The organism is Achromobacter xylosoxidans (assembly GCF_001457475.1).
Classification (GTDB): Bacteria; Pseudomonadota; Gammaproteobacteria; order Burkholderiales; family Burkholderiaceae_B; genus Achromobacter; species Achromobacter xylosoxidans.
This window is the reverse complement of record NZ_LN831029.1, coordinates 4,982,536-5,007,785: the sequence shown is the minus strand read 5'-3', so window position 1 is coordinate 5,007,785 and position 25,250 is coordinate 4,982,536. Positions and strand designations below refer to the sequence as shown.

Annotated in this window: 24 protein-coding genes and 2 pseudogenes; 12 read left to right on the top strand and 14 right to left on the bottom strand. The window is 64.6% G+C overall.

What is annotated here, in order from left to right; translation table 11 throughout:
* Positions 1 to 2: 2 nt before the first annotated feature.
* The gene (locus tag AT699_RS22470; RefSeq protein ID WP_024069926.1) at positions 3 to 776 is read right to left on the bottom strand and encodes a hypothetical protein; all 774 of its coding nucleotides are present in this window, start codon (positions 774 to 776) and stop codon (positions 3 to 5) included.
* Between the two features lie 59 nt (positions 777 to 835).
* On the opposite strand from AT699_RS22470, the gene AT699_RS22465 reads away from it, so the two are divergent.
* Positions 836 to 1,528: a hypothetical protein gene (locus tag AT699_RS22465; RefSeq protein ID WP_145964699.1), complete on the top strand. Its 693-nt coding sequence runs from the start codon at positions 836 to 838 to the stop codon at positions 1,526 to 1,528.
* A gap of 113 nt (positions 1,529 to 1,641) precedes the next feature.
* Here the strand turns inward: AT699_RS22465 and AT699_RS22460 are convergent, their stop codons facing one another.
* From AT699_RS22460 to AT699_RS22450, 3 genes are read right to left on the bottom strand one after another with little or no spacing between them, the layout of a single operon-like run.
* Positions 1,642 to 1,857, bottom strand: a complete 216-nt coding sequence (locus AT699_RS22460; RefSeq protein WP_058207463.1) for a hypothetical protein — start codon at positions 1,855 to 1,857, stop codon at positions 1,642 to 1,644.
* A complete protein-coding gene (locus tag AT699_RS22455) occupies positions 1,854 to 2,234 on the bottom strand; it encodes a hypothetical protein (protein WP_024069925.1) in 381 nt (126 codons plus the stop codon). Before AT699_RS22455 ends, AT699_RS22460 begins: the two co-directional genes overlap by 4 nt.
* On the bottom strand, positions 2,231 to 2,833 hold the full coding sequence (locus tag AT699_RS22450) for a hypothetical protein (protein WP_024069924.1): 603 nt from the start codon (positions 2,831 to 2,833) through the stop codon (positions 2,231 to 2,233). The genes AT699_RS22455 and AT699_RS22450 overlap by 4 nt, the downstream gene beginning before the upstream one ends.
* Before the next feature lie 109 nt (positions 2,834 to 2,942).
* Here AT699_RS22450 and AT699_RS22445 point away from each other — a divergent pair, with 109 nt between their 5' ends.
* Entirely contained in the window at positions 2,943 to 3,608 is a 666-nt protein-coding gene (locus tag AT699_RS22445; RefSeq protein WP_145964698.1) for a hypothetical protein, read from the top strand.
* 3 nt (positions 3,609 to 3,611) lie between these two features.
* Here AT699_RS22445 and ssb read toward each other — a convergent pair.
* Positions 3,612 to 3,995: pseudogene (gene ssb / locus AT699_RS22440) on the bottom strand (single-stranded DNA-binding protein); the annotation flags it as partial.
* Positions 3,996 to 4,687: 692 nt separating this feature from the next.
* Positions 4,688 to 5,578 carry an AbiTii domain-containing protein gene (locus AT699_RS22435; RefSeq protein ID WP_058207460.1) on the bottom strand — a complete coding sequence of 297 codons (891 nt, stop codon included), beginning with the start codon at positions 5,576 to 5,578 and terminating at the stop codon, positions 4,688 to 4,690.
* Positions 5,579 to 5,733: 155 nt separating this feature from the next.
* On the opposite strand from AT699_RS22435, the gene AT699_RS22430 reads away from it, so the two are divergent.
* From AT699_RS22430 to AT699_RS31995, 5 genes and pseudogenes are all read left to right on the top strand, one after another.
* A complete protein-coding gene (locus AT699_RS22430) occupies positions 5,734 to 6,153 on the top strand; it encodes a terminase small subunit (protein ID WP_024069922.1) in 420 nt (139 codons plus the stop codon).
* A gap of 124 nt (positions 6,154 to 6,277) precedes the next feature.
* Positions 6,278 to 6,541 (top strand): hypothetical protein, encoded by a 264-nt coding sequence (locus tag AT699_RS32110; RefSeq protein WP_232254272.1) that lies wholly within the window; start codon positions 6,278 to 6,280, stop codon positions 6,539 to 6,541.
* Between the two features lie 178 nt (positions 6,542 to 6,719).
* A complete protein-coding gene (locus AT699_RS22420; protein WP_058207459.1) occupies positions 6,720 to 7,376 on the top strand; it encodes a DUF7424 family protein in 657 nt (218 codons plus the stop codon).
* Positions 7,377 to 7,446: 70 nt separating this feature from the next.
* Positions 7,447 to 7,752 (top strand): annotated as a pseudogene (locus tag AT699_RS22415) (ATP-binding protein); the annotation flags it as partial.
* A gap of 137 nt (positions 7,753 to 7,889) precedes the next feature.
* Positions 7,890 to 8,042 carry a hypothetical protein gene (locus AT699_RS31995; protein WP_024069918.1) on the top strand — a complete coding sequence of 51 codons (153 nt, stop codon included), beginning with the start codon at positions 7,890 to 7,892 and terminating at the stop codon, positions 8,040 to 8,042.
* Positions 8,043 to 8,106: 64 nt separating this feature from the next.
* On the opposite strand, the gene AT699_RS22410 is transcribed toward AT699_RS31995, so the two are convergent.
* Positions 8,107 to 8,724: a LysE family transporter gene (locus tag AT699_RS22410; protein WP_006387663.1), complete on the bottom strand. Its 618-nt coding sequence runs from the start codon at positions 8,722 to 8,724 to the stop codon at positions 8,107 to 8,109.
* Positions 8,725 to 8,873: 149 nt separating this feature from the next.
* Positions 8,874 to 9,839 (bottom strand): Bug family tripartite tricarboxylate transporter substrate binding protein, encoded by a 966-nt coding sequence (locus AT699_RS22405; protein ID WP_024069917.1) that lies wholly within the window; start codon positions 9,837 to 9,839, stop codon positions 8,874 to 8,876.
* Between the two features lie 365 nt (positions 9,840 to 10,204).
* On the opposite strand from AT699_RS22405, the gene AT699_RS22400 reads away from it, so the two are divergent.
* A complete protein-coding gene (locus tag AT699_RS22400; protein WP_058207458.1) occupies positions 10,205 to 11,695 on the top strand; it encodes a methyl-accepting chemotaxis protein in 1,491 nt (496 codons plus the stop codon).
* A 118-nt stretch (positions 11,696 to 11,813) separates the two neighbouring features.
* On the opposite strand, the gene AT699_RS22395 is transcribed toward AT699_RS22400, so the two are convergent.
* The 4 genes from AT699_RS22395 to AT699_RS31195 form a co-directional block, all read right to left on the bottom strand.
* Positions 11,814 to 13,565 carry a flagellin N-terminal helical domain-containing protein gene (locus tag AT699_RS22395; RefSeq protein WP_024069915.1) on the bottom strand — a complete coding sequence of 584 codons (1,752 nt, stop codon included), beginning with the start codon at positions 13,563 to 13,565 and terminating at the stop codon, positions 11,814 to 11,816.
* A gap of 353 nt (positions 13,566 to 13,918) precedes the next feature.
* The gene (locus AT699_RS22390; protein WP_024069914.1) at positions 13,919 to 14,626 is read right to left on the bottom strand and encodes a response regulator transcription factor; all 708 of its coding nucleotides are present in this window, start codon (positions 14,624 to 14,626) and stop codon (positions 13,919 to 13,921) included.
* A 152-nt stretch (positions 14,627 to 14,778) separates the two neighbouring features.
* Positions 14,779 to 16,596 (bottom strand): glycoside hydrolase family 15 protein, encoded by a 1,818-nt coding sequence (locus tag AT699_RS22385; RefSeq protein ID WP_024069913.1) that lies wholly within the window; start codon positions 16,594 to 16,596, stop codon positions 14,779 to 14,781.
* A gap of 3 nt (positions 16,597 to 16,599) precedes the next feature.
* Positions 16,600 to 16,746 carry an SDR family NAD(P)-dependent oxidoreductase gene (locus AT699_RS31195; RefSeq protein WP_020928957.1) on the bottom strand — a complete coding sequence of 49 codons (147 nt, stop codon included), beginning with the start codon at positions 16,744 to 16,746 and terminating at the stop codon, positions 16,600 to 16,602.
* A gap of 260 nt (positions 16,747 to 17,006) precedes the next feature.
* Between AT699_RS31195 and AT699_RS22380 the strand changes: the two genes are divergently transcribed.
* The 4 genes from AT699_RS22380 (at position 17,007) to AT699_RS22365 (ending at position 21,559) form a co-directional block, all read left to right on the top strand.
* Positions 17,007 to 19,178: a TonB-dependent receptor gene (locus AT699_RS22380; protein WP_024069911.1), complete on the top strand. Its 2,172-nt coding sequence runs from the start codon at positions 17,007 to 17,009 to the stop codon at positions 19,176 to 19,178.
* A gap of 77 nt (positions 19,179 to 19,255) precedes the next feature.
* Entirely contained in the window at positions 19,256 to 19,543 is a 288-nt protein-coding gene (locus AT699_RS22375; RefSeq protein WP_020928954.1) for a hypothetical protein, read from the top strand.
* A complete protein-coding gene (locus AT699_RS22370) occupies positions 19,530 to 19,820 on the top strand; it encodes a hypothetical protein (RefSeq protein WP_006387672.1) in 291 nt (96 codons plus the stop codon). The genes AT699_RS22375 and AT699_RS22370 overlap by 14 nt, the downstream gene beginning before the upstream one ends.
* A 14-nt stretch (positions 19,821 to 19,834) precedes the next feature.
* On the top strand, positions 19,835 to 21,559 hold the full coding sequence (locus AT699_RS22365; protein WP_024069910.1) for a PepSY-associated TM helix domain-containing protein: 1,725 nt from the start codon (positions 19,835 to 19,837) through the stop codon (positions 21,557 to 21,559).
* Here AT699_RS22365 and AT699_RS22360 read toward each other — a convergent pair.
* Together AT699_RS22360 and AT699_RS22355 are read right to left on the bottom strand one after the other, a co-directional pair.
* Positions 21,504 to 21,902, bottom strand: coding sequence for a DUF6157 family protein (locus tag AT699_RS22360; protein ID WP_054448805.1), 399 nt, complete (start codon positions 21,900 to 21,902; stop codon positions 21,504 to 21,506). The two genes, AT699_RS22365 and AT699_RS22360, sit on opposite strands and share 56 nt — an antisense overlap.
* Positions 21,903 to 22,046: 144 nt before the next feature.
* Complete coding sequence (locus tag AT699_RS22355) at positions 22,047 to 25,142, bottom strand: autotransporter domain-containing protein (protein ID WP_267887597.1); 3,096 nt, start codon at positions 25,140 to 25,142, stop codon at positions 22,047 to 22,049.
* Positions 25,143 to 25,250: the final 108 nt, after the last annotated feature.

Sequence of the window (25,250 nt, the reverse complement as noted above, 5' to 3'; positions counted from 1 at the left end):
GCTCAAGAGCCTGCCGCAGGACGGATATCCTTGCCGGGCCTGCCGGCTATCTGGCTGATGGTTTCCAGCGACATGGCCGCCTCGTGTAGCCTGCCCGCCAGCTCGACACCGACCCGCTCAACTTCCAGCAGGGCGGCATTGTGCGCCTCTGCTGAAACATCCCCGGCGCGCTGCTGGCCGCCGTCCTTGTCCGCCTGGGTCTTGAGGGCGCGCAAGTTTTCAGCCGCCCGTATGCAGTCATTCCAGCCATCTTTCCATGACGCGCCCGCAAGCCCATCATCTTTGTCATAGCGCACCATTTCCGGGAGCGCCGCATTGCGCACGTCCTCGGCGCTGGCCTGGGGCGCGGCATCGAGCAGATCGAGAATCGCGGCCACGGTTGTGCTGATTTGGCCCCGTTGCTTGATGTCGTGTTCCGCCAAGGCCCGCGCATTGCCGTACCGATGCACCGCTTCGAGCAGCAAGTTGCGGAAGGTGTCCGTCGCCTCCCCGGCTACAGGGGCGCTTGCCAGCAATGCCTTGTTCGCCCAATGACGGTAGTCCGCGCCTATGTCATTGCCGCCGTTTGCCGCTGCCTGGGCAGACCACCACGATTCAAAACTGTCGGCTACAGGGGCGCGCAGCTTGGACAGCAGGGCGGTTTCGATGGCGATGGCCATTTCCCGGTCGTGGTTGATCGGCTCGCGGATGAACTGGCACAAGATGCGCTCGCGCTCATCGAACGAAAGCACGGTTTGAGGTTTGGCCGCCTGGGTGGCGTTGTTCTGGTTGGTCATGCTGCCTCTCCGGTCCTCGTGTACGATCGCTTCGCTGCAACACGACCAGCGAGGCGGGCATGACAGAGGTCAAATTTGATGATTGGCGATTGACGGGTTTCTGGGTAGGCGTTTCGGTGGCTACCGCGATAGCCGGCTTTGTCCTGGGCTGGTGCTGGCGGGATCGTCCGGGCGTTCTGGCATCCGTAAGTTTTCTGAATGTGATGACTGCGGTTGGCACCGTCGGCGCGACAGTGGCGGCAGTGGCTGTGCCGATGTATCAGAATTGGGATAGGAGAAGGGAGCAACGATTGAATCAGCTTCTCGCCGACTGGGCGATCGCCGAGGAAGTCCACCGAGTTAGCGGAAGGGTCCGCGATATTGCAGGAAGGTTGCAGGACATCCGGAATACACCTCCCTTGGCGACAGTGCAGCACCTGTATGCTCAATTGGAGATCGCAAAGCAAGGAGCTACGGAGAGGCTTGGCAGGCTGATCATTGCGGATCTGCTTGACTTCACGAATACTGTTCAGGCGGAGATTGAACAACGCCTCGAAAGCAAGGGCACCATGATGGGTGATATGACCTCGTTGGCAAGACTGAAAAACGGGCTGAGCACCGAGCTGGAGAGGGCGGATCAGTTGCACCAGAGCACGTATCGCTGCATGGAGCGCATTCTGGTGCAATTCAAGAAAATGAACGCTGTGCCCCCGTTTTTCGTGATGGGCAGCGGGACGGCGAACATGTCCTTGAATGCGAAGAAATCTACCTGATCGCAGTTTTATAGTCTGTGTCGAGGCAACCCGAGGAAGCGCTTTCATGCGTGTGTCTTCGGTCCAATCAGCAGAGGTCAATTTCCAGCGGGCGGAAAGGATCGTCGCCATGGTCATTTGCTGTCTCCCGAGATGATGACGCGAACGGCTACGGGCTCGCCGACCACTGCCATGTCGTTGTGCTTCTGGAGGGCGATATGCAAACTTTGCTTGGCCTCGCGGATTACCTGTTCACGCAGGCTGGCAAACGTTGCTGTCTCGTTCCAAGCACCGACATGCACCTCAACCTTCAAGGTGACCAGGACCGATGCTGATGTGGGCGTGGTCATGCTGCCTCCCTTTCGATGTCGCGATACATGCGGTCAACCGCCTTCTGCCGGGCGTCCAGCTTCCGGGTGCGCGAAATGTGATCTTGCAGAGCCTTGTCGTATGGTTCGATCTCGCGCAGTAGACGAAGCCTTTCGTGTATGTCTTTGCTGGCATTGCATTGGATAGCCAAGGCATCCCGCTTTTTGAAATCGGGCTTTTCCGCATCCCAGCGGGCAAACTCCGCGTCAAAGTCGGCCATCAGCTTCTTGCTAGCAGTCTTCCAGTGGATGAAAAGCAGGTCTCGGCGACTGATGCGCAGGAATAGCCCCTTTTCACGCACGAAGGCGATGATTTTTTCCTTCGTGAACTCGTTGAGGATATCGATGCCGGTTGTCATTTCTCACCGCCTTTGCCCTGCTGGGCTGCAAAGGCGGTGTCGATGGCTTCGTTGATCGTGTCGCTGAACGCTTCCCCGCCATTCACGCCAGTGGGGCAATATTCGGGATCAAGGACCGTGACAGTCCCCGCGCCCTTCTCCAATTCGATCTGGATCTGCCAGCCCTCGGGAAGCTCGGCGCAAGCGCGATTCAGCGCCTGGCCAATGGCCCGGTGTTCACGGTCGCGGCTGTGATGAGCCGAACCCCGCGCATCGCCAGCAGCGGGAGCGTGGAGACCGACCCATTCGGCCAGGTATTCGAAGCATCGGCGGAACTCGACCCAATCCGAACACAGCCGCAGATCGCCGCCCTGGCTTTCGAACGGGTACGCTTCCAGCCGATCCGCCAGCACACGGCCATTCACGATGGCGCCGCTCGGGAAGCTGGCATACTCCACCATGGATACGCCAGGGGCGGCGGGAGCGGCGTTGAGCATGGCGGTGTAGATCCGGCGTGCTCGCGGGCCGAGCACATTCCCCGCTTCATCAGCATCTGCGACCATGTCAATGGTCGGCTCGATGGGAACCAGCTTCCAGCCGGCGGGAAAGGTGGTGGTCATGTGGGATCTCCAGCGTCGAGTCGGACTCTGACGCATTTTCGGCATTGCGTAGGGATTCTCGTACTGAAGTACGATCGCCTATCTCGAAACTAGGTAGGGGTACGGGAAGATGGAAAGTTGCGAGTTTTCGTGCGGCAGAATCGCTGCAATTGTTGGAGTGGCGGGCCTGGCCGCACTCTTTGTCTGGCAAATGCCGGATTTCAAGAACCACTCGTCTGATTGGGCCTCTTGGGTACAGGCATTTGGCTCGATCGGCGCTATTCTCATCGCGGTTTGGGTGTCCCATCGGGATAACCAGAACGCGGTGGAGCGCGCAGCACGTGCGGAGCAAGAAGAGGGGGAAAGAGCGGCGGAGGCGCTCGGAACCGAATTGCTAGTCCACTGGAAGCACTATCAGGATGTAGCAGGAGCCGCAATCGAGGGTCATAGCGCGGGGACGGCGTTTAAAAGCTACTGGTTACCACCCGAAGACCCTTTCCCGATGTTCCATGCTTACGCCGGGAAGATGCACCTAATCGCGAATGCAAACCTACGTGAGCAGTTGGTGTATGCATACTCAAGCTTCCAGACATTGTTTTCGGCCTACAAATCCAACAACAAATCCATGGACGAGTTGAATGAAATTAATCGCCTGATGTCGCAGAATTACAGTGAGGCGAACGCATTGGGCAAGGTTGTCATAGAGCGAATGACTCGCTATAGCGCATCCGTCAAGAATGCGCATGATCGGGCGAAGCATGCCACTGCAAAAGTGGCAATGCTCCTTGAAGGGTAGGATCTAGAACGGGATGTCGTCGTCCATGTCGGCCAAGTTGGAACCGCCACCCGCGGGTGCGGCCTGCGGTGCCGGACGCTGCTGCGGCGCTGGGCGCTGCGCCGGCGCGCGTTGCTGGCGCGCCGGCGCGTCGTCGTAGCCACCACCGCCGCCGCCGCCGCCGCCGCCGTCTTCGCGGCCGCCCAGCATCTGCATCTGGTCGGCGACGATTTCGATGCTGTAGCAGTCAGCGCCGGTGTCCTTGTCCTGCCACTTACGGGTCTTCAGGCAGCCTTCGATGTAGACCGAGCGGCCCTTCCTCAGGTATTCGCCGGCGATCTCGGCCAGTCGGTTGTACATGACCACGCGGTGCCATTCGGTTTCTTCGCGGCGCTCGCCCGAGGCCTTGAGCACACCTCCTGCTTGGGATGAGGTCGAGCCTTCTCGCCGCTGGGCCCTCAAGATTCTGGTCGAGAACGAACGCAAAGGCGGAAAGCGCTATGCGGTCACGGTCCTCATCATGGCAAAGAGGGCCCTCGGGTTGGCGCTGAACGCCGGGGAGGCCGCGTGATCGTTGTGGAACTATCCTGGCCGCCGAAGGAGCTGAGCCCCAACTACCGCGGCCACTGGGCGCCCATCGCGCGTGCGAAGCAATCCTACCGGTCCGCCGCCAGACTTCTGACCAGGTCTGCCTTGGCCAAAGCCAGGGGCTACTCCCAGTTCGGGGCAGTGCGCCTGTCCTATGAATTCCACCCACCGGCGGCCCGAGCCTACGACCGAGACAACCTGGCGGCGCGCATGAAGGCCGCGACCGATGGCATCGCCGATGCCCTGAACGTCAACGACCGAGGCTTTCACTTCGCGCCGCCTCATATCGGGGGAGATGGTCAAGGGCGGCATGGTGCGGGTCCGTATCGAGCAACTGGGGGAGAGTTGATGCAGATAAGCGCGCCAGCGGTGGGGCGCGGCGCCTTTGCGGAATACTCCATGTCCCACAAGTGGGACATGAGCCCGCCAAAGGTGGGACAGGAAGTGGGACAATTCTCTCGGGCTCTTGCGCCTTGAAGAAGTGAATCTTGGTGCTGCTAACCGGGGCCTTCTCAGTGAAGAAGGCTGTTGATGGCTGCTACAACCCCTGAAGCAACGAGATTCCCAGCTGCGCCTTCACAGATTGTTTTTGCTGACAGAAGCAATCCCCGAATTTTTGACTGATTCGGGGCTGCTGAGACCGATTCTCTTTGTAAATCTGCTACGACGGGCCCAAGTTTCGCGCGAGTCGGCGGCGGCAAATTATCTTGGAGTGCATCCACTTGGTCGAGCATATTCCGCAGGGCCGATGCGTCAATATCCTTGATCGCCGTCTGGTGATTTGACACCTGAGCGTGATCAGTCACATTTCCCAGAACGCCGAGGTTCTGGATATTGAACTGCTGGGTGGCGGGGGCAGCTTTCTCACGTTCCCGTTGGCTGAATGTCATCCCTTCTCCTAGCACGCCAGCCGCCTCCATCTGCAAACTCCAATCGACTATCAGGTTTCTCACGGCATCCACTATTCCGACTACCGCCGCCCGGCTCAACATTAACGCCGGCTCAAGCTGATATTGGATTGCGTCCATTAACATCTTCTTGAGCTGCGGGGATAGATTGAACTGAAGATTGTCGTCGTTGGTTGCGAGGATCGATTCCAGTTCGGGGAGAGCCTGGCCGATGGATGCCTGGGAGCATAAGTCCGCCATCTTCGGATCACCGAAGATGACAGGCTGGTACCCGTGGAAAGGATTGAGGGCTTTGAGAACTCCTCTCAGCTGACGGTACGCGGGGAGCTCATCTCGCGAAATGTCGCGATATCCGTTTAGCTCCCGTTCGACCCACTTCATATCTGTCGCAATATTCAGCTTTGCCGCGGCGACCTTCACCTTTCGTAGCAAGGTTGACACCGGGATCGTCTGATCCAACGCGTCAGCTTGAATTTCATGTATCAGCCCAGTCATAGGTTCTCCTCCTGAGCCTAGTTTATTTCATTTGTAGCTTTCACTTACGTGTCCCGCGCTTCCTGGTAAAGCGGTCACTGGTCCCGAAGAGTTACAGGATCGTTTGAGGCGGCGGGTCCGCGAGATCAATCAAATCCATTTCCTTGAGATTCGACATGGCCCTGACTCCAAAGCAGGAGGCCTTTGCCCTTGCTTATGTGGAGACGGGCAATGCTTCCGAGGCATACCGGCGCGCCTACAACGCCGGGAAGATGAAACCGGACTCCGTCAACCGAAAGGCGAAGGAGCTTCTGGACAACGGCAAGATTACGGCAAGGGTCGCGGAACTGCAGGCCGGTCACGCTGAACGCCACAAGCTGACCGTGGATGACCTTCTGCTCGAGCTGGAAGAGGCTCGCCAAGCCGCGCTGACTGCGGAGACGGCTCAGTCGTCCGCCGCTGTTGCCGCCACGATGGGCAAAGCCAAGCTGCTGGGGATGGACAAGCAAGTCATCGAGCATTCCGGCCCGAACGGCGGCCCCATCCCCACCATGCCCGCTACGATCCAATTGGTTGCGCCAGGTGACGACGGCTGAAATCCAACTCCCCCCTAAGCTAATCCCGGTGTTCTCTGGGCCGGCGCGGTCCGGGGCGGCAAGAGGTGGCCGTGGTAGTGCAAAGACGCGCAGCTTCGCCCTGATGACGGCGGTGCGGGCGTACATGTTCGCTCAGGCCGGCGTGTCGGGTGTGATCCTGTGCGGCCGGGAATACATGAACAGCCTGGAAGACTCCTCGATGGAGGAGGTCAAGCAGGCCATCCGTTCCGTGCCGTGGCTGGACGCCTATTTCGAGATCGGTGAGAAGTTCATCAGGACGCGCAATCGCCGAGTCTCGTACACCTTCACGGGCCTGCGGCACAACTTGGACACCCGACTTTGTGGCGGTAACGTCCTCTCGCTTGGGTACGAGGCCGAGGGCTTGTAGCGGCGCTAAATCTGCAGCGCATGGACGTAATGTGCCACAAGAAAAACTAGCATGTGAGGTTGTAACGATGCAGAGCGGGGCCCGCCTGTGTGCCGCAACCAACGGACATGAATTGTCTGAAATTGTTAAAGTAGGGGCACTACCTGGGGCCTTGGCCCCTCACCATTCAGGAGAAGCAATGAAAAGGACGGGAAAGGTCGCGTTGGCGGTGCTGTGCGTGGCAATGGTGGCCGGCTGCAAGACGACTGTCGAAACTGAGGTCAACCTGACCGATCTGCTGAAGTCGCCGACTAAGCAGGTTGCCGGCAATCTGCTGGTGGAGGTGCCCGCCTGCCAGAGCCATGAAGACTCGCGCCAGCCTTCGGAGATCTTGGTAGACGTTCAGCAAGCAGTCCCAGGGATCTTTTCGGATGCGAAGTATGAGGAGTGCTACAGCAAGGGGTTCGACTCGTTCGCGCGGTTCTCCCTTCCTATCGTTCTCGATAAAGACATGGATGGGAAGCTGGCTTCGAATTCCCATATCAATCTCATCTCGAACGAGAAGGGATTGCTATCGGTGGGCGTTCCTAACGCGATCAAGGCAAAGATCAATAACGCGCAAAGGAAATCGCCCGTTGGCAAGTTGGATCTGAAATTCGCGATCAAGGTCAAGAACGACACGGGGAAAGAGTTCCCGTTCTCGGCAGTCGCCGTGTTCATTGACCAGGCGCCAGTCGTGTACAGCAATCTGACCTCCAAGGCGAACGGGTCATTCCTAGTGACGCTGTCGGACGTGTCCGCGAAGTCTGCCGTCGAGAACGGTAGCGCGTTGGTCCTCTTGCACAAGTACGAGTAGGCTGAAGCCCCGCTGTCCATGCGACTAGCGGGGCAACAAAAAGCCACCCGGAATTTGAATTATCTCGCACGTTATGATTCTCGACGAACTCGGGTATCTGCCATTCAGCCAAGCCGGCGGCGCGTTGCTGTTCCACCTCATCAGCAAGCTCTACGAGCACAGAAGCCTCATCATCATCACCAGTCTCAGCTTCGCTGAATGGGCAAACGTATTTGGGGGCGCAAAAATGACGACCGCTTTGCTCGACCGACTCACCCACCACTGCCACATCGTCGACACCGGCAACGACAGCTACCGATTCAAAAACAGCAGCACACAGCCCAAAAAGGAGCGTAAAACAGCCAAATCTGTAGCAACCCTGACCCAATCAAATTAGGGCTGGGTCAGTTTTCGATGCAAACGCCGGGTCAGTTTTCAGTGCAAACCAACAGAAATACGACTGGTAACCGCCGCTAGACCCTTGTTTCAGGGAGCCGAAATACACTGGGCGCACTTTGGACTCCGTGTTTTGACATGAAAATTCTCTGTAGCCTGGCGATCGTCGCCTCCCTGCTGACGGGCTGTGCGGTGTACACACCGGACGGCGCCGTGATCGTCGACCCGCACCGTGGCGGTGGCGGCGGCGGCTTCTGTCCTCCGGGGCAGGCCAAGAAGGGCAACTGCTGATCTTCCGCCCGAAAAAAAAGCGCCGATGCATGGCGCTTTTTTTCGGGTGCTCCCGGTTCCAATCCTAACGAATCGCCGCCAGCTTCACCGCAAATCCCAGCAGGAACACTCCCGCCAGCCGTTCCAGCAGATTGGCCACGCGCGGGTTGGCGCGCATGCGTTGCGCCAGATGGTGCGTCAGCAGCACCGCGACCAACCCATACAGGAAGGTCAGCGCCGCCACCGTGACCGCCATGAAGGCGAAGGTCACCAGGCCCTGGTGCCTGACCGGGTCGATGAACAGCGGGAAGAACGCCATGTAGAACATGATCGCCTTGGGGTTGAGCAAGGTGATCATCGCGGTCTGGCGCAGGTAGTGGCCGTTGTCCATGCGGCTCGGACGCGGCGGGGCGCCGGGTTTGCTGCGCATCATCTGCACGCCGAGCCAGGCCAGGTATGCGGCGCCCGCCCACTGCACGATATGGAACGCGGTGGGATAGGCCGCCAGCAGGGCCGACACGCCGGCCACCGCGAGCCACATCAACACCTGGTCGCCCAGGATCACGCCGCAGGTGGCGGCCAGTCCGGCCTTGATGCCGCCCTTGCCCGTGGCCGTGAGCAGGGCGAAGTTGCCGGGTCCGGGGATGATCAGCAGCATGATGAAAGCGAGTACGAACGCGCCATAGTCAGTGACACCGAGCATGGAAAGACTCCCGAAAAGATAGCGGCATTGTAGAACCGCTGGCGTCGGCGGAACCGTCGGAATCAATCCATTCGCTCAAGCCTGGGCGCAGTCGCTTCGCTTGGGCCGGCGCTGCGCGCCGGCCGTCCTGTCGCGGCCGTCCTGTCGCGTTACTCCCGCTTGATGCCGGCCTTGCGGATCACTTCCGCCCAGTTCTGGCGCTCCTGCTCCGCATAGGCGCGGAATTCCTCCGCGGACATCGGCATGGGCTGGACGCCGATGTCGGCCATCTTCTGCGTCATGGCGGGCGTTCTGATCGCGGCCTGCAACTCGGCCGACAGCTTCTTCGTGACCGCCTCGGGCAGGCCTTTCGGGCCGACCACGCCCTGCCAGGAATAGACGGTGTAGTCCTTGACCCCCTGTTCGGCCATGGTCGGAACGTCGGGAAGATCCCTCAGCCGCTGCGGCGTGGCGGTGGCCAGGATGCGCAGCTTGCCTGCCTTGATGTTGGGCAGGGCGCTGGTGAGGTCCACGAACATCAGGTCCACCTGATTGCCCAACAGGTCCTGGATGGCGGGCGCGGCGCCCTTGTAGGGCACGTGCAGGATGTCCGCGCCGGTGCGCTGCTTGAACAGTTCCAGCGCCAGATGGTGCGGCGAACCGGTGCCGGCCGAAGAGGCCGTCAATTTGCCGGGGTGCTTCCTGGCCGCCTGCAGCACATCGTCCAGGGTTTTGTAGGCGGAGCCCGCGTTCACCGCCAGCATCATGGGAAACCTGGCGAGCCCGCCGATGTAGGTGAATTTCGACGGGTCGTAGGTCAGGCTGTTGTAGAGCGCCGGGTTGAAGGCGAGGGTGGCGATGTCGGCCGAGCCGAGCACGTAGCCCGACGGCGCCGATTCGGCGATCGCGGTGGCGCCCACGATGGTGGCGGCGCCGGGGCGATTCTCCACCACCACCGTCTGGCCCAGCGGTTTCTCCAGGCCGCTGACGACCGTGCGGGCCAGCACGTCGGTGCCGCCGCCGGCAGGGTAGGGCACGATCCAGCGGATGGGTTGGGTGGGCCAGGACTGGGCCTGGGCCGTGGCGGCCAGCGACAGGGTGGCCAGCGCCAGCAGGCGCTTCGCGTAGGGATGCATGGGAACCTCGTTGTCTCTGTGTGCTTGTCGAACGTGGAAGAACGCTGCTTGTGGCGAGGTGATACGGACCAACTCTTACGGACCAACGCGTTATTTTTAACATGTTAACTATTTGTGGAACAGCCTTGCCACGCGTCGGGTGGGTCAGGGTTTTCGCGCAGGACAGTCCGGTCCAGGGCGCGCCGGACGCCTGTCCGCGACTTGGACCGGGTGCTGGGACTTGTCGCTGGTCGAGAAAATAATATGGAATAAATATTCACAAACTGAAATTTATCTATCAAAATCGAGCTGGTGTGCTGTCCCGTATCCGTGGGTCGGCGCACCCGCGACGCACCGTCGCGCTTCCCGTGCCCGAGGACCGACCCATGCGCACCGCAAGCCGCTTGTTGCAAGATTCGTACCGCCGGACCGACCGCGCGATGTTGCCCCTGCTTTGGCTGCTGTTCATCGTTGGCCTGTGCATGGCGCCGCAGTACGGTCGTTGGGCCGCCGCCCTCGTCGTCGGCGGCTTGGCCGCCGGCATTCCTTCGTTGCTGATTCTCTGGTTGCCCGGGCGCCTGGCCACGCGCCTGGCCGTGGCCTGTGGACTGATGGTGCTGGCCGCGCTGCACATCCACCTGATGTCCGGCATGACCGAAATCCACTTCGGCATCTTCGTCCTGCTCTCGCTGCTGCTGGCGTATCGCGACTGGCGCGCCATCCTGTGCGCGGCGCTGGTGATCGCGGTGCATCACCTGTCCTTCAATTTCCTGCAGCAGTGGGGATACGGGACCATCTGCTTTACCGAGCCCAGCCTGGGCATGGTGCTGTTGCATGCCACCTACGTGGTGGTGCAGGCCGCCGCGCTGGGGTGGCTGGCCTGGAAGATGGAACGGGCCGGCGTCGCCGCCGAAGAACTGGCCCGGCTCAGCGCGCACATCGGGCGCGAAGTCGGCGTGTTCGACCTGCGGTTCGACGGGCAGGGCATGCACAGCGACCTGGGCCGCAGTTTCAAGACCACCATGGACGCGGTGCATCGGACCATGAGCGAGGTGCGGGCGACCGCGACGTCGCTATCCGTCGCCTTGAGCGAGATGATGCAGGGCAATCAGCAGCTCGACGCGCACGCGGGCACGCAGGCCGAATCGCTGGCGCGTACCGCCGCGTCGATGCGCGACCTGGCGGCCAATGTCCATGACAACGCCGCGCGCGCGCAGCAGGCGCGGCAACTGACCGACCAGGCGCGCCAGACCGTCGACGCGGGCAGCGCCGCCGTGGCGGGCGTGGCGACCATGATGGGCGAAATCCAGCAGGAGTCGAAAAAGATCTCGGAAATCATCGGCCTGATCGACAGCATTGCGTTCCAGACCAATATCCTGGCGCTGAACGCGGCGGTGGAGGCGGCGCGCGCCGGTGAGAGCGGGCGCGGCTTCGCGGTGGTGGCCACCGAGGTCCGGGCGCTGGCGCAGCGCAGCGCCAGCGCGGCGCGCGACATTCGCACGTTGATCGGAGGTTCCCTGCACAAGACCAGCGAGGGGTTTCGCCAGGCCGATCACGCGGCTGGGGTGATCCGCGAGGTGGTGTCCAGCATCGACCAGGCGGCGCGCATCGTCGGCCAGATCGGCGAGGCGGGACAAACCCAGAGCGCGGATATCGACGCGGTAAACCTGGCGGTGTCCAACATGGATGAGCTGGTCCGCGAGACCGCGTCCGAGGTGGCCCAGGCCGCTCGCGCCTCGACCGCGCAGCAATCGCAGGCGGCGGCCTTGCTGCGGGCGGTGGAAGTGTTCCGCCTGCAAGCCGACCCATCGGCCGATGCCGTGGCCGCGCCGGGCGCGCGGCCGCCATCCGCCGCGTTGACGCTGGCGGGCGCGTGACCCCAAGTTCCGAAAGGGCGCGGGCCTTGGCGCCGTTTTGATGCGCGGACGCGGCGCGGCCTCCGGTCGTCGCCAGTGCGATGACCGGAGGCCGCGTGGGCCAGGCGCTATTGCGTGATCAACGCAGCAGCGACAGCACCGTCTGCGGCACCTGGTTGGCCTGCGCCAGGACCGACGTGCCGGCCTGTTGCAGGATCTGGGCGCGCGACATGTTCGACACTTCCGTGGCGTAGTCGGCGTCCAGGATGCGCGAGCGGGCGCCGGACAGGTTGTTGATCACGTTGTTCAGGTTGGCGATGGTCGATTCCAGACGGTTCTGCACCGCGCCCAGTTCACCGGTCAACTTGTTCAGCACGTTGAAGGCGGCGTCCAGCGTCTTGAGCGGATCGGCGGTCTTGTCGCCCTTGCTGGTGGTTTCGAACGTCATCTTCCCAGCGCTGTTGATGAACAACTGCTTGCCGAGGCTGTTAGCGTTGGGATCCACGCCGGTGGCGGTGTCCGTGGTGCCAGCCGTCGTGTACGTGTCGCCGCCCGTGATAGCTTGGATCTTGCTTGAGAGCTGGTCGAATTCGAAGCGCTGGACGATCTTGGAAGTTTTCGTCAGTTCCTGATTGGAATCCAGGTACAGGTTTGTACCGCCCGCTTGCACGAGGCCCGTGTTATTTACCGTGATGGTCGCGCTCAGTACGCCCGAGCCCAAGGTGATGGTTGTGTTTTTGCCCGTGGCCATTTTCCCAACGGCGCCGACCAACTCCTCGGTTGTGGCGGTGGCGTTGTGCTGAATGCCGGCAGTACCCGTTGCTGGTACCTTGTACGTAGTGCCGTTGATGCTCAATTGTGCACCTGGGGCGGTGGTCGCCGTGCCCATATAGGTCGTCATGGTGGTCACGGTGGCCTGGTTCCAGGTACCGCCAGCGTCGGTTTCCGACAGGTTGCCCTTGGTGTCCCAGAACAGCACGGCGCCTGCGGCATTGGTGATCTTGCCGTCGGAGGCGATCTGGATGCTGACTTCCTGCGTACTGTTCTTGTACGTGGCGGTGGCCGGCGTGGAGCCGATCTTGCTCGTGATCGCCGTGGCGACGTTGGTGGCCGAGTCGTTCTTGTTGTAGGTGAAATTACCCGCCGCAGCGTCGTACGTGTAGGTGACGTCGTCTGCCGTCGTCGCGCCTTGGACAATAACGGTATTGCCGTTGGTCAGCTTGCTCAGCACGTCGGTGGTCGACGCGCTGGTGTTCTTGGTGGTGACGTCGTATTGGTTGGGCTGGCCGGCCACGCCGGCGACGTTCGGGCCCGTCATGTCGTTGACCTTGGCCACTGCGTTGTCCACGACACCCTTGCCGTTGATGTTGAAACCGTTCAGACCGAGCGTCTTGGCGCTGATTTCCGAAAGGTTCAGGGTGATGGTTTCGCCATCATTGGCGCCGACCTGCAGCGTCAGCGGCGCGGCGTTGGCCGACAGGACCTTCACGCCGTTGAAGTCGGTCTGCTCGGAGATGCGGTCGATGTCCGCCATGCGCTGCTTGATTTCGTCCTGGATGGAGTCGAGCTGTTCTTGCGAGTAGCTGCCGTTGGCGGCTTGCACCGTCAGTTCGCGAACACGTTGCAGGTGGGTGGTGACTTCGGAGGCTGCGCCTTCCGTCGTCTGCGCCAGCGAAATGCCGTCGTTGGCGTTGCGCGAAGCCTGGGTCAGGCCTCGGACGTTCGAGGTGAAGCGATTGGAAATCGCCATGCCCGCGGCATCATCCTTGGCGCTGTTGATGCGCAGGCCCGACGACAGGCGTTCGATGGCGGTGCCCAATGCAGATTGGGACTTGTTCAGGTTGTTCTGCGCAACCAGCGACAGATAGTTGGTGTTGATGACTGCAGCCATGTGTTTGCTCCTAGACAGAGTGGCTCTACTGGCTCGGGCCGCGGAGGCGGCCCGATGGAAACGTGATGAACCGGGGCTCAGCCTGCGGTTCGTCCGTTGCCATGACTACGGCGCTGGGCAATTTGTTCTTTAGAAGTTGGCCGCTGGAAACGGGGCTTTATGATCTTTTATGAGCTTTTGCTCTCTTAATGAATGCGCTTGCGGAACACTCGAAAAAAACGAAGGCCCCGCCCGCCGGTAAGCGGGTGGGGCCTTCGGGTCTTAGCTCTCTTGGGGAAAGTTTTAAGACCTGCGTAGTGTAGAAGCTGTACGGTATCGAAAACTCATCAATACTCAAAGCCCGGGGAAACGGTCTAGGCCTGAGCCGCAATGCTGACGGTGATGTCGCGCACGACCAGCAACGAGCCTTCGGCGTAGATGTTGCGGATCTGCATGGGCGTGCCGCGGATCGTGCCGAGCTTCTTGCGCACGCGGTAGAGCAGGGCATCGATGCGATGCTTGTCGAAGATGATCTCGGGGTAGCCCAGTATCTGTGACATGCGCTCGTGGCTGATGGGAAACTTCGGGCTCTGGATCAGCGAGGCCAGGACGATGGCTTCCTTGGCGGTCAGGTCGACCTGTTCGCCGTCGCTCGACCGCAGTTCGCGCGATTCCACGTCCAGGGTCCAGGCGCCATCGCGGGACGGCGCGGCCGATGAGGTGACCAGCCGGCGTTCAAGTGCGCTCAGCGTGACGGCCAGCAAGGGCAGCTGCACCGGCTTGTTCAGGTAGTGGTCGACGCCATCGCTCATGCCCTGCAGCTGCGTGTTGATGCGCGGGCTGGCGGCGAGCACGACGATGCCCATGGCGGGAAAGGTGCGGTGCAGGGCGGCAATGTGCGCCAGCATGTCGCCGTCGGGCAGCGGCGTGCCGGTGACCAGTATCTCCGGCGGCCGCTGGCGGATATGGTCGAGCGCGTCACGCAGGCCGCCGCAGGTATGCACGGCATGGCCCAGGTCGGCAATGTGCCGGGATATGGTGTCGGCCCATTCCGGGGGATCTTCAACGACGAGGATGCGCATGTTTGCACTGGCCGGTTCCGGCCGCGGACGACATGGGTCGGCGCGGCGCGGGCCCAAGGTTGTGCCTTGAAATCGATACTTCCGGGATTCTAGGGGCGCTGATGCGCGCAAGGCGTGCCCCGGACCCTACCATCAGTCTGATATTGATGCGATCAGTGCGGTGGCGCGTCGCGCGATGCGCGCTGGCGTGCCGTGCCGCCTGCGGCGCTGAGGTTGTAGGCTGTGTTCACCAGGCCGATATGCGAGAAGCCCTGTGGAAAGTTGCCGACCAGGCGCCGGCGCGCCACGTCGTATTCCTCGGACAGCAGACCCAGGTCATTGCGCAGCGACAGCAGCCGGTCGAACAGGCGCTCGGCGTCGTCCAGCCGGCCCAGCATGATGTAGGCGTCCGCGAGCCAGAAGCTGCACGCCAGGAACACGCCTTCGTCGCCCGGCAGGCCATCGTCGCTCAGCGCGGGCGAATAGCGCAGCAGCAGGCCATCGCGCAGCAGCTCGCGCTCGATGGCCCGCACCGTGCCGGCGATGCGCGGATCGTCCGGCGGCAGGAATCCAACCTGGGGGATCAGCAGCAGGCTGGCGTCGAGCGCCGTGCCGCCGTAGTACTGCACGAAGGTGTTGCGGCCGGCGTCATAGCCGCCGGTGCAGATGTCCTCGCGGATTTCATCGGCCAGCGCGCGCCAGCGCTGCACCGGGCCTTCCAGCCCGAAGCGTTCGCTGGATTTGACGCTGCGGTCCAGCGCCACCCAGCACATCAGCCGCGAATGCGTGAACGCGCGCGGCGGTCCGCGCATTTCCCAGATGCCGTGGTCCGGTTCGCGCCAGAGCGCCTCGAGCGGCTGCAGCAGCACCTTCTGCATGCGCCAGGCTTCGGCCAGCGGCGCCAGGTCGGCCACGCGCGCGGCGTGCAGGGTTTCGATCAGTTCGCCGTAGACGTCCAGCTGCATCTGCCCGGCCGCCCCATTGCCCAGGCGCGCGGGGGCGCTGCCTTCGTAGCCGGGCAGCCACGGGATGTCGTGCTCGGGCAGCCAGCGCTGGCCGGCAATGCCGTACATGATCTGCAGCTGGTTGGGGTGGCCGGCGGCGGCGCGCAGCAGCCACTGGCGCCAGGCCTCGGCTTCTTCGCGGTAGCCGGCGTTGAGCAGCGCATACAGGGTCAGGGCGGAGTCGCGCAGCCAGCAATGGCGATAGTCCCAGTTGCGGCTGCCGCCCAGTTGCTCCGGCAGCGACGTGGTGGGCGCGGCGACGATGCCGCCGGTGGGCTGGAAGGTCAGCAGCTTCAGCGTGATCAGCGAGCGCACCACCGCGTCGCGGCGCGCGCCGGGGCCGTCGGGCCAGTGGCAGCGCTTGGCCCATTCGTGCCACCAGGCGATGGTGCGGTCCATGCTTTCCATGCGGTCGGGCACGAAATGCGGCGACTTGTGCGAGCGGTGGTAAGACAGGGTGAAAGGCACGGTCTGCCCCTGCCGCACGCTGAAGGCGGCCACGCTTTTCATGTCGCGGCCTTCCAGCGGCACGGCGGTGTGCAATTCCACCGCGTCCGGACCGGCGATGGCGCTCAGCCCGTAATCGCGCCGCCGCACCCACGGCACCGCCTGCCCATAGTTGAAGCGCAGCGTCAGCTCCATCTGCATGTCCACGTGGCCGGATTCACCCTGGACGATGCGCACCACGTCGACCCGTTCTTCGTCGTCGCTGAGCGGCATGAAATCGTAGACACGCACCGCGCCGGTGGCGGTCTCGTGGCGCGTTTCCAGCACGGCCGTGTCGGGCAGGTAGCGGCGCCGGACCTCGCCCGGCCGGCGCGGCGCTAGCAGCCAGCGGCCGTGGCTGTCGTCGCCGAGCAGGGCGGCGAAACACGCGGGGGAATCGAAATGCGGCAGGCACAGCCAGTCGATGGAGCCGTCGCGCGCGACCAGCGCCGCCGACAGCAGGTTGCCGATCACGCCATAGTCCTCGATGGGCTTGGACATGGGTCAGGGCGCGTCCCGCGGCTCGCCGATGCGGCCGTTGACCACCACGCGCGCGCCGGTGGCCGCCAGTTCCAGGGCGATGCCACGGCCGATGCCGGAAGTGGCGCCCGTGACGATGGCCACCTGTCCGGACAGATCCGTTTGCCGCATGTTGCTCTCCTTGCGGCGGGCGCGAGCACGGGCTGTCGCCAGGCCAGGGCACGCGGGCCGCTGTCGATAGCAAAGGGTCAGGTTAGTCCCGAACGGACGGCGGTTCAACCCGCGGCCGCCCGGCGTCTGGCGCCGGTTCGCCAACCGATTTCTGACATTTTTCTGAAATTTCCTTGATTTTTCACCAGGTTGCTCTTCATTTTGTCCGACATATAATGCGCATGAGAAGTATTGTTATTAGCAAATAGGGGCGGTAAATCTTGACCAAGAATATGAAATCGGCCCGGGCGCGTCGCGTTCCCCGGCACGCGCCGCGACTCGCGCTGGCGCTCGCTTTCCCTTTTTCCAGCGCGCTGGCGCAAAGCGCGGCGCCCACCCTGCCGGCCGTGACGGTCACGGCCAATTCCGCGCAGGACCAGGACTTGCCCGCGCCCTACGCCGGCGGCCAGGTGGCGCAGGGCGCCAGGCTGGGCATGATGGGCAACCAGGACGTGATGGACACGCCCTTCAACGTCACCAGCTACACCGCCGAGCTGATCCAGAACCAGCAGGCCCGCACGCTGGCCGACGTCATGGCCAACGACGCGTCGGTGCGCTTCACGACGTCGAGCGGGCACGCGTATGAGAATTTCCGCATCCGCGGGTTCGACGTCAACCAGAACGATGTCGCGATCAACGGCATGTACGGCCTGGCGCCCATGGGCCGCACGCCGCTGGAATTCGTCGAGCGGGTCGAAGTGCTCAAGGGGCCGAATGCGCTGTTCAGCGGCATGGCGCCCAGCGGCGCGGTGGGCGGCACGATCAATCTGGTGCCCAAGCGCGCCGACGATACGCCCAACGCGACGTTCGGGGTGAACTGGCAGGGAGACGGCCAGCTGGGCACCACCATCGATGCCGGCAGGCGCTTCGGCGACGCCAACCAATGGGGGGCCCGCGTCAACGGCGCTTTCAGCGACGGCGCCACCACGCTGGACGGCCAGTCGCGCAAGCGCGAATTCCTGTCGCTGGGCCTGGACTATCGCGGCAGCGCGCTGAGCGCCTCGATCGACGCCTACCACAGCCAGGAGTCGTTCCAGGGCGGCACGCCCGCCATGTTCTGGTTCGGCGGCTCCGTGGTGCCCAAGGCGCCCGATCCCCGCATCAATCAATTCAGCACCGGCTACGGCAGCATCCAGAGCAACGCCGTGGTCGGCCGCGCCGAATACCGCTTCAACGACAATGTCTCGGTGTTCGGCGGCATCGGCCGGCGCGACAGCCACCAATCGGGCCTGATCAACGGCACGCACGCGCGCCAGATCGACGCCAATGGCAATTTCACCGGCTCCATCATCGGCCAGCGGGCCTACACCGACGCCACCTCGGCCGAGGCGGGCCTGCGGTCGCGCTTCAAGACCGGCGCCGTGGGCCATGAACTGGTGCTGCAGGCCTCCATCCTGGATACCGAGGATGGGGCGGCCACGGGCACGGCCTCGACCTTCCGCTCCAACATCTACGACCCCATCACTCCGGTCATGCCGGGTGTGCCCGACAGCGCGCCCAAGACGGCGGAAAACACCTTGACCAGCCTGGCGCTGGTCGACACGATGTCGTTCCTCGACGACCGGCTGCGGTTGACCGGCGGCCTGCGCAATCAGCGCGTGAAGACGACCAACTTCGACAAGAACGGCAACACCACGTCGCGCTACGACAAGCAAGCCGTGACGCCCGCCGTGGCCTTGGTCGTCAAGCCCTGGGGCCCGGATCTGTCCTTCTATGCGAACTACGTGCAGGGCCTGAGCAAGGGCGACAGCGTCACCGACACCACCGCCACCAACTTCGGCCAGGTCTTCGCGCCCTACAAGACCGAGCAGAAAGAGGTGGGCGTGAAGTGGAACGCCGGCACGTTCACCAATACGCTGGCACTGTTCCAGATCGACAAGCCCATGCTGGTCACCGAAGGCACCACGGCCAGGCCGACCTACGCCGATGGCGGCGAAAAGCGCGTGCGCGGGGTCGAATGGAACACCTTCGGCGAACTGGCGCGCGGCGTGCGCGTGCTGGGCGGGGTGACCTATTCCCAGGGCAAGCAGACCAAGACCTCGTTCGGCCGCTATGACGGCAACACCGCGGTCGGCGCGCCGCGCTGGCAGGCCAATACCGGACTGGAATGGGATACCCCCTGGATTGCCGGCCTGACCCTCAGCGCGCGCGTGCAGGCGACCTCGAGCCAGTACGCCGATGCCGCCAACAAGCTGAAGATCCCGGGTTGGGGCCAGCTCGACCTGGGCGCCCGCTACGCCATGCTGGTCAATGGCAAGGACGTGGTGCTGCGTTTGAACGTCAACAACGTGTTCGACAAGCACTATTACGCCGGCAGTTTCAGCGACACCACGCCGATCGCCACGCTGGGTCCGGCGCGCACCGTCACCGCATCCGCCAGCATCAGCTTCTGACCATGGCGCGCCGCTCCCGCCGCGGGCCATGGGCAGGGCGCGGCGCCCCACCGCATGCGCCGCATGCAAGGACGACTATGCAATCCCTGATTCTTCCCAGCCTGATCGCCTTGTTCCTGGGCTGCCTTGGCATCTATCTCGGGTCGCCCAATCAGCGCTGGCGCCGCGCGCCCTGGCCCCCGCTGGCGGCCCGCGCCGCCGGGAGCGTGGGCTTGGCGCTGGGCGCCTGGGGCTGTCTGCGCGCGTTCTCGATCGTCGCGGCGGTGTTCGTGTTCTGTACCGCCTTGATGCTGTTCTTCAGCCTCATCCCGTACCTTGGCGCGCTGGCGGCCTCGCGCCGGAGCGATAGGCATGACGCCCGCTAAGCCCGCGCCGATCCGGCGCGACTGGATTTCCAAGACCCTGGCGGGCGCGCTGCTCGGCTTCGTTCTGGCGCTCGGCGCCAGCGCGGCGCTGGCGGCGATGACGCGCGGGATTCCCCTTGTGACGCGCTCGCAGCTCGCCATGTGGCTGGTGCCGCCCGTCTGGCTGGGCGTGCTGAGCACGGTCTATTTCTTCCGCAGCGGCCCGCGGGCCTGGGCCTGGCTGGGGGGCGCGTGCGCCGTGCTGTATGGCGCGTTGTTCCTGGCCGGCGCGCTCTGAGGGCGGGCACCATCATGAAAGCCGACTACATACGCATCTACAAATCCGTCCACACCTGGACCGGCATCCTGGCGGGCATGGCGCTCTTCATCGCCTTCTATGCCGGCGCATTGACGGTATTCAAGGAGCCGCTGTCGCGCTGGGCCACGCCGCCCTCGGCCGTGCCGCGCGCGCCGGTGCAGGACGCGCAGGATCTCATCGCCAGGACGCTGGCGGCGCGCCCGGACGTGGCCAGGGGATTCACCATGCACCTGCGCGACGGCGAGCAAGAGCCGGCGCGCCTGGGCTGGGAGGTGCGCGATCCGGGCGCCGACGACCATGACGAATCGCCGCTGCGCCACTACATCGCCTTCCTGGACGCGGACGGGAAATTGCAGGTGCAGCAGTCCGCGCCCAGCGGGCTGGCGGCATTCATCGACGTGCTGCATCGCGTGGTCGGGCTGCCGCTCGACAGCGATCCCAATCGCTGGTTCATGGGAATCATCGCCTCGCTGTACGCGGTGGCGCTGGTTTCCGGCGTCATTGTGCTGCTGCCGTCGCTGGTCAAGGATTTCTTTGCCCTGCGCACCGGCAGGAACCTCAAGCGCATGTGGCTCGATGCGCACAATGTGGTGGGCATTGTCTCGTTGCCGTTCCACCTGGTCATGGCGCTCAGTTCGGTGGTGTTCGCGTTCCACGATGGCATCTACGACCTGCAGGACAAGTTCATGTACGAGGGCAAGCTGGAGGCGGTGTTCCAGCGGCCTGGCGCCGGCGCGCCGGACCCGGCCATCCGGCGCGACCCGGCGGCCATGCTGGCGCCGCAGGCGCTGGCGGCCCGGGCGCGCGAGCTGGCGCCGGGCTTCGAGCCGGACACGCTGCAGTACCAGCAGGTCACCGGTCCGCGCGCCATCGTGCGGGTGTGGGGCAAGGACGACAGGGCGGTGTCGCCGCGCGCGCGCGGCGGCTTCGTGGCGCTCGACCCCTACACCGGCAAGGTGCTGAACAGCGACTACCTGCCGGGCGGGCAGAGCACCGCCAATCTCTGGGTCAGCAGCTTCTTCGCGCTGCACATGGCGTCCTTCGGTGGCGTGACGGTGCAGTGGCTGTACTTCTTCCTGGGCCTGGCGGGCGCGTGGCTGTTCTACAGCGGCAACCTGCTGTGGATCGAAACGCGTCGCAAGCGCGCCGACCGCAGGACCGGCGCGATGCCGCGGCAGAGGCTGGATACGCGGCTGATGGCCTCGGCCACCGTGGGCGTATGCCTGGGCAGCCTGTGCGGCATTTCGTTGATGATCGTCGCCGCCAAAGGATTGAATGGCCGCGTCGACGATCTCGACGCCTGGCTGCGGGGCGTGTACTACGCGGCGTTCTTCGCCAGCGTGGCCTGGGCCTTTGCGCGCGGCGGCGCCAGGGCGGGCGTGCAACTGCTGTGGACCGCCGCGGCGCTGACGCTGGCGATTCCGGCCACCTCGCTGGCGGGCTGGCTGCTGCCCGCCAGCGGACTATGGGCGCACACCACGCCGCCGGCATTGGCCGTGGACGCCACGGCGCTGGCGCTTGCGCTGGGCCTGGCCTGGATGGCGAAAGCCAGCGCGCGGCGTATCCGCCATGGCGAGCGCGACAGCGTGTGGGCGCCGCGGCCGCCGGCGTCGGAGCGCGGCGATCGGGCCCTGGCGCAGCCCGTGGCGCCGGCCCGCGCCGTCACGCCCGGCGACTGCGCATCCCCGCCACGATCTTCAGGTCCGCGCGCGCAATGAGTTCGCGATATGTCTCGCTGTCGACGCCATGGATGGCCACTTTCGACTCGGCGTCGTGATGGATGCCCCAGCCGAATTGCTTGACCAGGGGCGAGGCGCGCAGGCAGGCCTGTGGCCTGGCGAAAAACGCTTCGCGTGCCGGCTTGCGGTCCCGGGGCGCGATGCCGTTGCGAATGGCGTATACCTCGAACAGCAGATCATCGCTGGTGTAGTGGTACGGGTGCCGCGTCAGCAAGGCGTGCTGGAGCTGGGCGATGGAGTTGGCCTTGGCCGGCATCGTGCCGGCCGTGGCGGTGCTGTCGGGGGACGCCGTGATGAAGGTCGCCGTGTAGTTCGTTGTCATGGTGGTCCTGGTTTCCCCCGGGGCTGAGGGGCCAGGCCGGCCGCGCCATTGCCGGTCCGGCCCCGTTCCGCCAAGTTTCGCACTTTTCGGGCTTGTCGGTGCGGCGACGGCCTGCGCTTCGCGACGCATGAGGCCCGCGGGCCGTCACTGGAAGCGGTACCGCAGCCCCGCCGCGAACACGTTGTTGGTCAGCCCTCCGGGGCCGAACTGCGCGTCGTAGCTGGCGTACCACGAGACGTCATCCGCCAGCTGCGAGCTGGCGCCCAGGCCCAGCCAGCCGGTATGGCGCGGCAGGCCGATGCCCTGGACCTCGAAGCTCGCGTCCGGAGCGCCGGCGAAGGCGGCCGTGAAGTCCAGGCGGGTCGGGTTGCCGTAGCGATACGCGCCATAGGCGCTAAGGGTGGTGCTGCCCCCGGCCCAGTCGAGCGGCGAGGATTGCAATCGCAGGCCCAACTGGCCGGCCCCCTGGTCGTACGACTTCTTTCGAGCCTGCAGGGCGAAGGCGCTGCCATCTTCGTCGATCGCGCCGCGCGCCAGATGGTCGTAGGACACGCCGACGAAAGGCGTCACGCGGCCGCTGTCGAACGCGAAGGCGTGGCCGATCTCGGCGTAAAGGGCGGTGACGCGGTCGTTACGGCCGCTGGCGACGCGTTCGGCGCCGCCGGCCAGGATGTCGCGCTTGACGTCCGCATGGCGCCATTCGTGGCCGGCGCGCGCCGATACGTACGGGCCGGTCTCGGCCCCGTAGCGGCCATACAGCGACAGCCCGGTTCCCTGGCTCCTGGACTGGCCGCCATAATGGTCGAAATCGGCCTTGGCGTCGGACCACGTCAGGGAAAGACCGAGAATGCCGTCGTCCGTGACGCGATGGTCAACGCCCAGCTGGCCGCCATACAGGCGCGTATCCGCGCCGGCGAAACCGGACTGCTTCAACTTGCCGGCGCCGCCCATCATCTGCATCCACACGCCGCTGCGCGCGCCTGCGAGCGCCAGCTGGTCGACGCGGTTCGACAGCGCGCGGTTCACGGCCTGTGACTGCTGGAAGCCGAGCGCCTGCGACGAGGCATGGATCTGCCCGCTGACGCTGTCGAGCGCCGCCGCCAGTTGCGCGGCGCTGTCGACGCTCTGCAGCCGCGCCGCGCGCTGGATGAAGGCGTCGCTGACGTTGCTGTCTGCGCCCAGGACCTTGGCGTCGGCTGCCTCGAAGGCGGTCTCGATCGCCTGCGCGGCGCCCAGCCTGCCGGCCTGGCCGCCGTACAAGTCATGCGCCACGGTAGCGACGTTGCTGCGCGCCACGTCCAGGTCGATCTGGTCGGCGGTCGAGTAGTCGGGGCTGACCGTGTACAGCAGGCTCGGTCCGGCGCTGACCGTGCCGAAGCGGCCGACCACCGCGAAGGCCTTGAGAACCGTCTCGCGCGACTTGACCACATAGGCGTCGTCGGGCTTGGTGATTTCCAGCGCGGAATTGCCCGGCGAGGCCAGGCCATCGACCGTCAGGGTCGTGCCAAGCTGGGTCGCCAGCCTGGCCTCGGGGCGAAACGCGAAGTAGCTGCCCTGGATGTGCAGGCCGTTGCCCTTGGCCACCAGCGTGCCGCGGTTGTGCACCGAGCGTCCCGCCACGCCGCCGTCGGCGCTCAGGACGCCATCGGCCTGGATCGAGATGTCCCCGGCCACGCTGCCGTACAGTTCGACCGTGCCGCGGGTGATGGTCGTGGTGCCGGTATAGCGGTTCTGGCCCCACAGGACCAGGGCGCCGGTGCCTGCCTTGGTCAGGCCGGCGTCGCCGCCGATGTCGTTGAAGAACTCCGAGCGCATGCCGTCGAAGTCCGCCACGAAATCCCCGCCCAGTGTCAGGCGCGTGTCGAACAGGGCGGGGCCGCGCACCGCGCGCGCCATGTTCAACCGGCCCCAGCCGAAGCGGGTACGGTCGCCCAGGTCGTCGGCGGTCGACAGCAGGGTCTGGCGCAATGCGCTGTTGTCCATCCAGGGATAGGCTTGCGATACCAGCGCCGCCGTGGCGGCGACCACGGGCGCGGCGAACGAGGTGCCCGTCAATTTGTCGTCGTCCGGCGACCGCGCGCTGATGCACCACTTCGCGGCGATACCGCAGGCGTTGGACCAGGGCGCGAGATCGCCGTCGGCAAGCACCTGCGTGACCGTCAGCCAGCCGCGTTCCAGCGTCGGCACGACACGAGGCGCGGCGGCCAGCAGATAGGGATTGGGTTGCGCTTCGTTGCCGTTGGCCCAGACCAGCAGCTGGCCGTTGCTGTTCACGGCTTCGTCGAGCGCAGGGAAGAAGGCCTTGACCGTCGGCGAATCGGGCTTGGTTTCGTCGCCGTCGGGCAGGGCGTACTCGGGGCCGGGAACGAAGGACCAGGAATTGTTGACGATCTTGACCCCGCGCGCGTTCAGGGCTGACAGCACGCCGCGCAGGCTCAGGTTCGAAAAGGTGGCCCGCTGGTTTGCCTGGTACAGGTTGACGCCCGTGGCCACGCCCTTGCCGAAGTCGTCGCCGGCCACGACCTTGCCGCCAATGATGCGGCTGACGATGGCGCCATGGGTGGCGATCTTGCCGTCCTTGTCGACGGGCTCGGCGGCATCGGGGGCGAGGACCTCGCGCAGCGCGCCCGCAACCGAGAGCTTGTGGTGGTCCGTGGCCGGATCGGCGTCGAAGCCGTTGTCGATCACACCGACGTTGACGCCCGCGCCCTCGAAGGCCGCCGCGTCGGGCGGGGCGGGCACGGGCGAGGTCGGCCGCCAGCCGGGGATGCCGGTGTCGCTGATGGGGACGACAGGGGCTGGCTGGGGCGGATCGGGGGGCGCGACGGGATCGGCCGGTGTGGCGGGATCGGGGGGGGTGACGGGATCGGCCGGTTTGGCGGGGTCGGGGGGCGTGACGGGATCGGCGGGCTTGACGGGGCCGGGAGGCGTGAGGGGATCGGCCGGTTTGGCGGGGTCGGGGGGCGTGACGGGATCGGCGGGCTTGACGGGGCCGGGAGGCGTGACGGGATCGGCCGGTTTGGCCGGATCAGGCGGCGTGACGGGATCGGCGGACTGGACCGGAGGCGCGACCGTCCCGGCGCCGCCAGGACCGCCACCGCCGCCACTTCCCGTGCCAGGCAGGCTGCCCCCCGTGTCTCCATGGCTTCCCCCGCCGCCTCCGCAAGCCGCCAGGATGGACAGGGTCAGGATGGACAGGGCGAGTCTGGATGCGATCGGCAGGGATCGATGTGTGCGCATGATGCGGCGGTTTCCGTATTTGTGCTGGCCCCGGGCAAGGGGCGCTTGAAAGGGGGGCGTCGCCGTCAAGCCAAGTTTGGTTTTTGCGACACGCCATGTTTGGCGGCG

What these genes read in the sequence shown, in the direction of transcription:
- AT699_RS22470 (WP_024069926.1), bottom strand. Translation starts at nt 776, where the DNA reads ATGACCAACCAGAACAACGCCACCCAGGCGGCCAAACCTCAAACCGTG.
- AT699_RS22465 (WP_145964699.1), top strand. Translation starts at nt 836, where the DNA reads ATGACAGAGGTCAAATTTGATGATTGGCGATTGACGGGTTTCTGGGTA.
- AT699_RS22460 (WP_058207463.1), bottom strand. Translation starts at nt 1,857, where the DNA reads ATGACCACGCCCACATCAGCATCGGTCCTGGTCACCTTGAAGGTTGAG.
- AT699_RS22455 (WP_024069925.1), bottom strand. Translation starts at nt 2,234, where the DNA reads ATGACAACCGGCATCGATATCCTCAACGAGTTCACGAAGGAAAAAATC.
- AT699_RS22450 (WP_024069924.1), bottom strand. Translation starts at nt 2,833, where the DNA reads ATGACCACCACCTTTCCCGCCGGCTGGAAGCTGGTTCCCATCGAGCCG.
- AT699_RS22445 (WP_145964698.1), top strand. Translation starts at nt 2,943, where the DNA reads ATGGAAAGTTGCGAGTTTTCGTGCGGCAGAATCGCTGCAATTGTTGGA.
- AT699_RS22435 (WP_058207460.1), bottom strand. Translation starts at nt 5,578, where the DNA reads ATGACTGGGCTGATACATGAAATTCAAGCTGACGCGTTGGATCAGACG.
- AT699_RS22430 (WP_024069922.1), top strand. Translation starts at nt 5,734, where the DNA reads ATGGCCCTGACTCCAAAGCAGGAGGCCTTTGCCCTTGCTTATGTGGAG.
- AT699_RS32110 (WP_232254272.1), top strand. Translation starts at nt 6,278, where the DNA reads ATGTTCGCTCAGGCCGGCGTGTCGGGTGTGATCCTGTGCGGCCGGGAA.
- AT699_RS22420 (WP_058207459.1), top strand. Translation starts at nt 6,720, where the DNA reads ATGAAAAGGACGGGAAAGGTCGCGTTGGCGGTGCTGTGCGTGGCAATG.
- AT699_RS31995 (WP_024069918.1), top strand. Translation starts at nt 7,890, where the DNA reads ATGAAAATTCTCTGTAGCCTGGCGATCGTCGCCTCCCTGCTGACGGGC.
- AT699_RS22410 (WP_006387663.1), bottom strand. Translation starts at nt 8,724, where the DNA reads ATGCTCGGTGTCACTGACTATGGCGCGTTCGTACTCGCTTTCATCATG.
- AT699_RS22405 (WP_024069917.1), bottom strand. Translation starts at nt 9,839, where the DNA reads ATGCATCCCTACGCGAAGCGCCTGCTGGCGCTGGCCACCCTGTCGCTG.
- AT699_RS22400 (WP_058207458.1), top strand. Translation starts at nt 10,205, where the DNA reads ATGCGCACCGCAAGCCGCTTGTTGCAAGATTCGTACCGCCGGACCGAC.
- AT699_RS22395 (WP_024069915.1), bottom strand. Translation starts at nt 13,565, where the DNA reads ATGGCTGCAGTCATCAACACCAACTATCTGTCGCTGGTTGCGCAGAAC.
- AT699_RS22390 (WP_024069914.1), bottom strand. Translation starts at nt 14,626, where the DNA reads ATGCGCATCCTCGTCGTTGAAGATCCCCCGGAATGGGCCGACACCATA.
- AT699_RS22385 (WP_024069913.1), bottom strand. Translation starts at nt 16,596, where the DNA reads ATGTCCAAGCCCATCGAGGACTATGGCGTGATCGGCAACCTGCTGTCG.
- AT699_RS31195 (WP_020928957.1), bottom strand. Translation starts at nt 16,746, where the DNA reads ATGCGGCAAACGGATCTGTCCGGACAGGTGGCCATCGTCACGGGCGCC.
- AT699_RS22375 (WP_020928954.1), top strand. Translation starts at nt 19,256, where the DNA reads ATGCAATCCCTGATTCTTCCCAGCCTGATCGCCTTGTTCCTGGGCTGC.
- AT699_RS22370 (WP_006387672.1), top strand. Translation starts at nt 19,530, where the DNA reads ATGACGCCCGCTAAGCCCGCGCCGATCCGGCGCGACTGGATTTCCAAG.
- AT699_RS22365 (WP_024069910.1), top strand. Translation starts at nt 19,835, where the DNA reads ATGAAAGCCGACTACATACGCATCTACAAATCCGTCCACACCTGGACC.
- AT699_RS22360 (WP_054448805.1), bottom strand. Translation starts at nt 21,902, where the DNA reads ATGACAACGAACTACACGGCGACCTTCATCACGGCGTCCCCCGACAGC.
- AT699_RS22355 (WP_267887597.1), bottom strand. Translation starts at nt 25,142, where the DNA reads ATGCGCACACATCGATCCCTGCCGATCGCATCCAGACTCGCCCTGTCC.